The 8,601-nt window shown below is 30.1% G+C and carries 8 protein-coding genes; all 8 read left to right on the top strand.

The window, feature by feature from the left end:
- On the top strand, positions 1-847 hold an 847-nt coding region (locus U9R42_07975; protein ID MEA3495957.1), incomplete at its 5' end, for a hypothetical protein.
- A 39-nt stretch (positions 848-886) separates the two neighbouring features.
- Positions 887-1,855 carry a hypothetical protein gene (locus U9R42_07970; GenBank protein ID MEA3495956.1) on the top strand — a complete coding sequence of 323 codons (969 nt, stop codon included), beginning with the start codon at positions 887-889 and terminating at the stop codon, positions 1,853-1,855.
- A gap of 494 nt (positions 1,856-2,349) precedes the next feature.
- Complete coding sequence (locus U9R42_07965) at positions 2,350-4,212, top strand: DUF4209 domain-containing protein (GenBank protein MEA3495955.1); 1,863 nt, start codon at positions 2,350-2,352, stop codon at positions 4,210-4,212.
- A 1-nt stretch (position 4,213) separates the two neighbouring features.
- Positions 4,214-4,720: a hypothetical protein gene (locus U9R42_07960; protein MEA3495954.1), complete on the top strand. Its 507-nt coding sequence runs from the start codon at positions 4,214-4,216 to the stop codon at positions 4,718-4,720.
- Complete coding sequence (locus U9R42_07955; GenBank protein ID MEA3495953.1) at positions 4,710-5,060, top strand: hypothetical protein; 351 nt, start codon at positions 4,710-4,712, stop codon at positions 5,058-5,060. The genes U9R42_07960 and U9R42_07955 overlap by 11 nt, the downstream gene beginning before the upstream one ends.
- A 538-nt stretch (positions 5,061-5,598) precedes the next feature.
- A complete protein-coding gene (locus U9R42_07950; protein ID MEA3495952.1) occupies positions 5,599-6,189 on the top strand; it encodes a hypothetical protein in 591 nt (196 codons plus the stop codon).
- A 258-nt stretch (positions 6,190-6,447) separates the two neighbouring features.
- The gene (locus U9R42_07945; GenBank protein ID MEA3495951.1) at positions 6,448-7,431 is read left to right on the top strand and encodes a serine/threonine dehydratase; all 984 of its coding nucleotides are present in this window, start codon (positions 6,448-6,450) and stop codon (positions 7,429-7,431) included.
- Between the two features lie 121 nt (positions 7,432-7,552).
- Positions 7,553-8,601, top strand: a 1,049-nt coding sequence (locus tag U9R42_07940; protein ID MEA3495950.1) for a helix-turn-helix domain-containing protein, incomplete at its 3' end; no start/stop codon positions are given.

Genomic DNA, 8,601 nt, shown 5'->3' with positions numbered 1-8,601 from the left:
ATACTATTTGAATAAATACAGTTGGCCAAAAACAATATTGGATGAAAATACAAATACGGAAAAATATTGGACTGATGATGAAGTACTCTCTTTCACGCAACAACTTCTTATTTTTATACTTGAAAAAAGAAAATTAAGAAATTATCGTAAAATACCTGAAAACTATATTGAATATTATTTTAAAACAATTATTGTATCGTATGTGGCAAATAAAATTAAAGAGCATCAAAATAAACTCGGACTTAGTTTTGATGATACAAAACGTGTCTCATTGGTAATACTGAATGACCTATATTTTAGTAAAAAGATTAAAAGTGATATTTTTTGGAATAAAGAAAATGTATTTACAAATCCTGTTTTAGATAATGAAACAATAAACGATATTGTAGCAAGTCTCCCGAAAATTCCAATTACCGAAAAAACAAAGCATTATAAACCACGTATTAAAACAGCACTCAATGATGTGTTTACGCTAATTAATAAGCCAATTAAACAAAGTGTAATATTTAATCAAGTTTTCCGATTATTTGACCAATCTTCTTTTGCTGTAAATAATGATGAACAAATAACAAATGAAATAAGAGAAGATGTCGTTTTACAAGCAATAAAGCAGATTATTAGCAAAATTGAAAAAATTGATATTCCTATTTACCTCGATATTTTTTTTAGTGACACAAAGAAGTCATTGAGCTACATTGCAGAGAAATACAATTTACCTAAGAGTACTGCTCACTACAAAACAAATCAATTCACAAAGATTATTTCCGAAAGTTTAATTCCTGATAACGAACAAGAGGGCGTATGGTTTTTAGAAAAATTACACAAAACCTTGGACGAACTGAAATAACTAAGGTTTATTAATTGTGGAAGTTAAATTCAAAAAACAATGAACAAAATAATTGATTTCTTACAGAGCCAATCTGAAAACAAGAATATTTCGGAAAATTCAGTAAACAAAGACAGACTTTCAAAATCATTTAATGATATAAAGAATCTTGTATTTTCATCTGAAGTTAAAGAAAAAAATGTTTTTCAGTTAAAAAGCAGACCTAAAATTAAGAAAGGTCAAATATGGCTTTGCAAGCAACAATATTTTGATGCATTTGGAAATGAAATTATTGGCAACTCTCCATATTTGGTTTTTGTAGTTAGTGATGTTGATAAATTTGCTAATGAAAATTTCATAAGAATACAACCAATCTCTCCATTCACTGAGTTTATAGCAAATGATGAATTATTAATTAAAGATAAGTCAGTTATTGGATTTGATTTTATAATAGAGACTTGGAATGAACAAGCTATTTTGACTGAATTGTTAGATGAGTTTGTAGGTAATGTAGTTATTGGAAATTTAAAGATTGATGAAACTGAGTTGAGTTTGTCAAAAAATCAGAAAGAGTTTCGAAAAGCAGAAATAAGAAATACGGCTTATTTGAGTCAATCAATAAAATCATTGATTGAATTTGAAGAATTAAGCGAAGAAAAAACAATATTTCTCAATATCGATAATTCAATTCATTTTCCGAAATCGGAAAGCAAAGGGACTAAAACGATAAGTTTTTTTAATGAACCCAAACAAGATTATGGACTTGCTGCAAAAAAAGGGAAACTTAAAGACAGACCTACGACCCTTTTTGAAAAGACAATAGATGGTGTAGAAATACAAATCAAAGTTGTTAAAGAAGGTGCCAAATATATTCTTGCTATAAAACAAGCTAACAGTGTTGAATTAAAAAACATTAATGGAAAGGTTATAAAACAAACTACCCCAAAACTTTATGATGATTTATCTGGTGGGTTGTATTTTATTAGAATAAGAAGAATTGAAAAAGAAATTAGAATAAGATTAAAATAAAATGGATAATAATTTAAGCACAGATAAATAATTAGTTTCGTCAATTAGGAATACTGAATGGCTTGAATAAAATTACTTTGCCTAACACCTAAGCATATAAAAATCCCATAGTGCAAGCTTACCTACGGTTTTTATGTGTATTGTTGAACCTGCTTACCAAGGCTCGGCAGGCAAAGATTAAATAATTTGTTATCAAATAAATAATTATTACATTTGCAAATAGATTTAATATTTATTAGAACATGAGAATATTAAAAATACAGAAATTTATTTTCACACTACCAGCAATGAATTTGGCGATATTTCTAACCCGTTGGATAATATTGAATTATGGAATTTTTTAACAAAAAATATAATGAGTGGTCATTATTTCCACTCGTTACAAGCAAGCCGAGAAAAAAAGACAACTGAAAAAGAATTTTACTGCATTGTGACGGAAAAGAAACTAAACCTCTCTTTTTTTTGTATATTTGCATACAGAAAATGTAAAAAACATGAATGCTTTAGAGCAATTTTATTGTAAATTAGACCAAAACGGTTGGGATGTAAAGCATGAAAGCGACATCAATCAAGCCCTACAAAAAGTGAATGAATCACTTTTTGAGGCGAAGTTATTGGATGTGCAGCATCTTGCGGAAATTGACCGACAAGCATTTCATTTCAGTAAATCACCGGAGAAGCGTCTTTCCTTTCGGGCAGCAGGAACAAGAACAATGGAGGACGGAAGTGAAATTCCCTTTGAGTGGCCTGACATCCGAGAATTCAAAAAACAGGACTTTGATTATCTCTACAATCGTTTCAAGACAACTAAAAATCTTTACTCCAAAACTGAATACGGTTTGGTTTTGTTCTATTCAAAAAACAGACAAGACAATGGATTTGTAATTGATTTACTGACCTCACTTTTTGACTTACTCAAAACCTACATTGAAAAAGCAAAGCCAAATGACGACAAAGACCATTATATAATTTATTCAAGAACTGTTTTGGCAAACGCTTTACACATTGCAAATAACAGAAGGGAAGTTACTGGAGTAGCAGTCATATTCAAAGCATTAATAAAATATACTTTTAATGTTCATAAAAGTTGGGATGTAACACATCGTTCAACACTAAGGACGATAATTGACTTTACAGATTTTGCAGTTCAATACTTCAAGGATTTCAAAGAAACAGTTGAGGTAAGTAAGTTTATTGACAAAAATTGGGAAGCAGCAAAGTCCATTACAAATACATATGTATGGGGGGCAATTTATATTACCGACATTTCAATAAAGTTGAGCAGAAAATTAGGAAGCGATTTGAAGGATTTGCTTTATTTCAAAGCAGAGCAATATGAAAAACTCTCAATCGAAAGAAAGGGTGACTTAGCTTCTGTATCGTTTGTAGAAAAAGCCATGTCTATCTACAAGAGTTTAAAAGATGCAAAAAATTTAAACCGACTGCAACAAAATTATCAGAAGTTGAGAACTGAATTTTATTTGGGCGAGGTAAGACAAGAAATGCCTCAAGATGAAACGCAACGAATAATGGAGCTAATCAAAAAGGAAGTCAAAGAAAAGAGTGAGGAAGAAATTGTAAAAACTTTGCTTCTTACTCCAATGATTAGACCTCTTGACGATATAAAAAAATGGAGTGAGGATTCTTTTAAGGAAACAATGCTTCAAAATATGTTACCCGTTAGCATTCAAGACAAATTTGGTAACACTGTAGCACAATACATAACAGAAGAAGAAAGGACGAAATTTTCTTTGCTTAGAACTTACGAGTTTCACATGCAAATTGCTTCACAAACAATCATACATTTTTTTATTGAAGCATTTCGTTCAAACAAGATTTCAGCAAACAGTATCATTAGTTTGCTAAATCAAACTTGGATGGGTGATAATGGGAGCAGACAAATTAACGGCAGAGACATTAATTTCAGCTATATCAAATTGGTTGAATCGGGAATCAACTCATTCTTTGATGAGCTCTTAAAATGGAAAGCTGACTCAAATTATTACCCGAATTTTGTAAGTGCAACTGACAGTTTAGTTTTGAAGACGGAGTATTTTTTAAGAGAGTTTTGCTACTTTCTGGGTATTGCTACTTTCAAACCAAACCCGAGACAGCAAGGTATAATAATGGAAAAAACATTAGATAACTTACTTGATGATTTGGAAGGTAAAATTTCCGACAACGACCACTTTTTCATCAAATTTATCTTGACTGAAAAGGCAGGTTACAATTTGAGAAATAGAATAGCTCACGGATTAATGGATAATGTTGATTATGGTTTACTTTATCCTATTTTGTCAATAATAATAATTTTAAAACTCAGTAATTATCAATTCTCGACAGTAAAAAATAATTAAAATGAATCAAGTATTATCACAAAAGTATCAGGTATCAAAAAACGAACTTATTTTAGGTTTTGTTTCAGGTAGCACTGCATCCGTGTTTGAAGATTTAGAAAATATCACTAATACATATAGACCTGAATCAACTAGATTTCAAGGTATAAAGTATTATCAATTCGCTGATACTATTTACGGCTTTTCAAATTTACAGAATGATTGGGATACATACAATGCTAATGTTATTTCCCAAAATGCAATTTACACAGCTATTAAAACATTGAATCATTTGAATAGTAAAGGACAACTGACAAGTGAATTTGCTGTTAATATATTTCCAATGAGAGATGGTGGAATTCAATTTGAATTTGACAGTGAAAATTTGATAGCAGAACTAGAAATTAGCCCTGAAGGAAATTTGACACTAATTCACTTTGATGATGAGGGAAATATAATCGGAAAGACACAAAAATTACTCATTTCAGAACTCTCAACTCTATTGAAAGAAGCCCATTATGCCCTATAATATTACCAGCGATGATATACTGTATAGAAGGATTCCACATCAACCAAGTTTTTGGAAGGAGGTTAATGGTGTGAAAGTTCCTTCAAGTGGTAATTTTAAAACCAAGAAAGGTGAAGATGGGCTTTCTGTAAATATTGCAGAATTAATAGACCCAGAAGCTATTGTTTCTAAATATCCTAACAATGATGTTGCAGAGTTTTCTGCATCCGTTCCAATTTCAGAAGGATTTAACTGTATTCAAAAGGGGAAAGACCATACTCATGCTATTATAGAAGGTGACACAAACCCAATCGCAAAAAAAATAACAAAAGCCGTAACTAGAGTTTTTACATTTTCATAAAGCACCCCGACACATTTGTAAATTCATTTTTTACCTTTTCCGACAAATTTATAAATTGAAAACTTGTAGCAAAAACAAAAGAAAGAATGACGAAAGACAAGAACGGCCAGCTTGTAACATGCGGTATATTTTATTGCCGAGTTAGTACTGTAATTAACGGTAGTGGCTCACTTCAATCTTCATCACGGCTTGAATAAAATTACTTTGCCTAACACCTAAGCATATAAAAATCCCATAGTGCAAGCTTACCTACTGTTTTTATGTGTATTGTTGAACCTGCTTACCAAGGCTCGGCAGGCAAAGATTAAATAATTTGTTATCAAATAAATAATTATTACATTTGTAAATAGATTTAAGGTATATTCAAAATTTATTAAGACATGAAAATATTAAAACTACTATATTACCAACAAGGGATTTGATGAAATTTATTAGCCAGTGGATAATATTGAATTATGGAATTTTTTAATAAAAAATATAACGTAAATATAATGACTGGTCATTATATCCATTCGTTACAAGCATAAACAAAAATAAAATGAGAAAAATATTATTAACATTTAACATTTTGATTTTGTTAGTCGGGATTTCCTATGGACAAAATCAGTTGACTATTACAGAATTCGATAGTCTCTGTGATTCTTCAGGCTTGAAATTTAATATGCCCGTAGGATATAAAATAATAGATATTAAAGAGAATCGTGATTTAGGATATTCCTTCGCTGTAATTAATAGCGATTCTACAATGGAAATTAGATACACGATTTGGTCGTTAAAACCAGCGTTAAAACAATATGAAGAATCATTGAAAGATAGCAATTCAATGATGATTCCGCCAAACAACATTTATAAAGGACGAATACAGGCAAATGTTTTAAATATGACAGGAGGACAAATGTATGACATTGGAGCATTCCCTGCCCAAGCAGTGAAAAAAGAATTTAATGCAAATAATGGAGGTTCTTGCTTTTTTGAATTTAATTGTGAATTTGGAAAAGGATATAAATATGGACAATTTATGTATTTGCACAAAGACAATGTTGCTGATGTAATTGTAACATTTATGAGTAATAATAAGGAAACTCATTCTGACTTAATGATGATTGGATTTCACTCTTTAGTATTTTAATAAAAAACGACTTGCTAACAAAACCTATACGTAATGCGGGTTTTGGTGGCAGATTGAAAGTTTGGAGCAATTAATGAAAAGCACTAAACCTTTGGTTTAGCTTTTCAAAATGAAAAGATAAAAACAAAACGCAAAGGTTTAGCTAAGTGCCAGTTTGAATGTTCAAAGCTTTTAATCCCGCACTACGCATAGCCGCAACCCATCAGTATCAATACAAGTGAAAGTTCAATTTAAGAAATCCTAAACAAAATGATAAGCATGCTAAATATTGAAGATATAAAAAAAGCAAAAGAACGGATAACTAACTATGTAAATGAAACACCCGTTATATTATCTTCTCTTTTAAATGAATGGATTGGTCATGAAATTTTTTTCAAGGCGGAATGTTTGCAAAAAATTGGTGCTTTTAAATCAAGAGGAGCATGCAACACAATATCATGGTTAATTGAAAACAATTCAAAACCTAAAAAGATAATTGCAAATAGTTCTGGTAATCACGCACAAGCTGTAGCATGGGCAGCAAGACAGTTTAATATCCCTGCAACTATTTATATGCCAGCTTATTCTTCAAAGATAAAAATACAAGCAACTAAGTCTTATGGAGCTCAAATAGAATTGTTTGAAAACCGAAATGTTACAGATGAAAAAGTAAAAAAAGCATCGGAAGAAAAAGGCACATATTGGATACCACCATTTAATCATAATCAGGTAATAGCTGGACAAGGAACTGCTGCTTATGAAGCATTTAAACAAGTTACTAATATTGATGCTGTTTTTGCTCCCTGTGGCGGTGGTGGACTTTTATCAGGGACACTTATTGCTACTCGCTCATTATCACCTAGAACAAAAGTTATAGGGGTTGAACCATTAAATGCCAATGATGCAGCTCAATCATTAAGGATGAAATCAATACAAAGACTTTCAGCAATTCCAGATACCTTAGCGGATGGAGCTATGACAATGGCTGTGGGTGATATTACATTTGAGTATTTAAAAATGCTGGATGACATGTATGAGGTTGAAGAATCGAAAATCTTGTATTGGACACAATGGCTCACACATTTATTAAAATTGCATATTGAACCAACAAGTGCAATGACCATGGAAGGTGTTTTCCAATGGTTGAAGGGACAAAAAACGAAAAAACGTATAATGATTATTTTATCCGGAGGAAATATTGACCAAGCATCCCAATTAACAGTATGGAATAATAATTATTTAGATTTTAGACCTAATGCCTGAATAAGTATGGCGATAATCCTGAATTGTGCAAAAAATTAAAAAATTGTTTGATAATTTGGATAGAGAAAAAAATATTAGTATTGATTGAAGTTTATTTCAATAAAACATTAATTTTGCATTTATGGAAACATTATTATGGATAGGTCTTTCACAAAGTTTCTTTGCAGGATTGATAATAGTTACAAAAAAAAACAAAAGCACATCAGATCAAATTTTGTCTGCTTGGTTATTTTTACTTGCAATCTTTTTTCTTTTATGTGGTATTGATAGTGAAATTTATCAGTATCCACTGTTAACAAATTCATTTCTTTTAATTAACCCTGCTTTTTATTTATATATTAAATCCTTAATTCAACAGGACTTTAAATTAAAATGGAAACATTATTTCCATTTGAGTCCTTTCGTACTAATACAATTGATAATTTATGTACAGGAAACACCATTTTCGTTAAATTCAATTATGGATATAGAAAACAATGCTGTTTTTGGCATATTATTTATTTTTGTTTCTCTTGCATCTTGGTTCTTTTATAATATTATTAGCATAAAAAGGGTTAATAATTACCACAAAAATTTAAAAAACGAACTCTCGAATATCGAACATAACATTAGCCTTAGATGGGTTTTGTTTATACTAATATTTTATATATTATTCTGTATAGCAGTACTTTTGTTAGGAGCATATTTTTTGATTGTTAGCAAACAACTCATAATACTATATCACATAACCAATTCTATCTTATTAGTTATGGTTTATATTCTTGGTTTTTATGGACTTAGGCAAACAAAAATAAATATTAATACTAATCAAGAAAATGATATTAAAAAATACAAAAACTCATTGTTAACAGTAAAAAATAAAGAAGAGATAAAAGAAAGTATTATTAATTATTTTAAATCAGAAAAGCCCTATTTTGATTCTGAATTTAATATGGATAAACTTTCTCTGGCACTAAATATTCCCAAGCATAATTTAACAGAAGTATTAAGTACAGAATTAGGAAATAATTTCTTTTCATTTGTTAATAATTATCGTATAAATTCTGTAAAAGAGAAACTTAACAGCAATGATTTTAATCTTTTTTCAATTGAATCAATTGGATATGATTGTGGTTTTAGTAGCAAATCTTCTTTTTTTACAAGCTTTAAAAAAGTAACAGGTAAAACACC

Source organism: Bacteroidota bacterium (assembly GCA_034723125.1).
Taxonomy (GTDB): domain Bacteria; phylum Bacteroidota; class Bacteroidia; order CAILMK01; family JAAYUY01; genus JAYEOP01.
The sequence above is the reverse complement of the archived record's forward strand: the minus strand, read 5'-3'. Positions and strand labels throughout refer to the sequence as shown.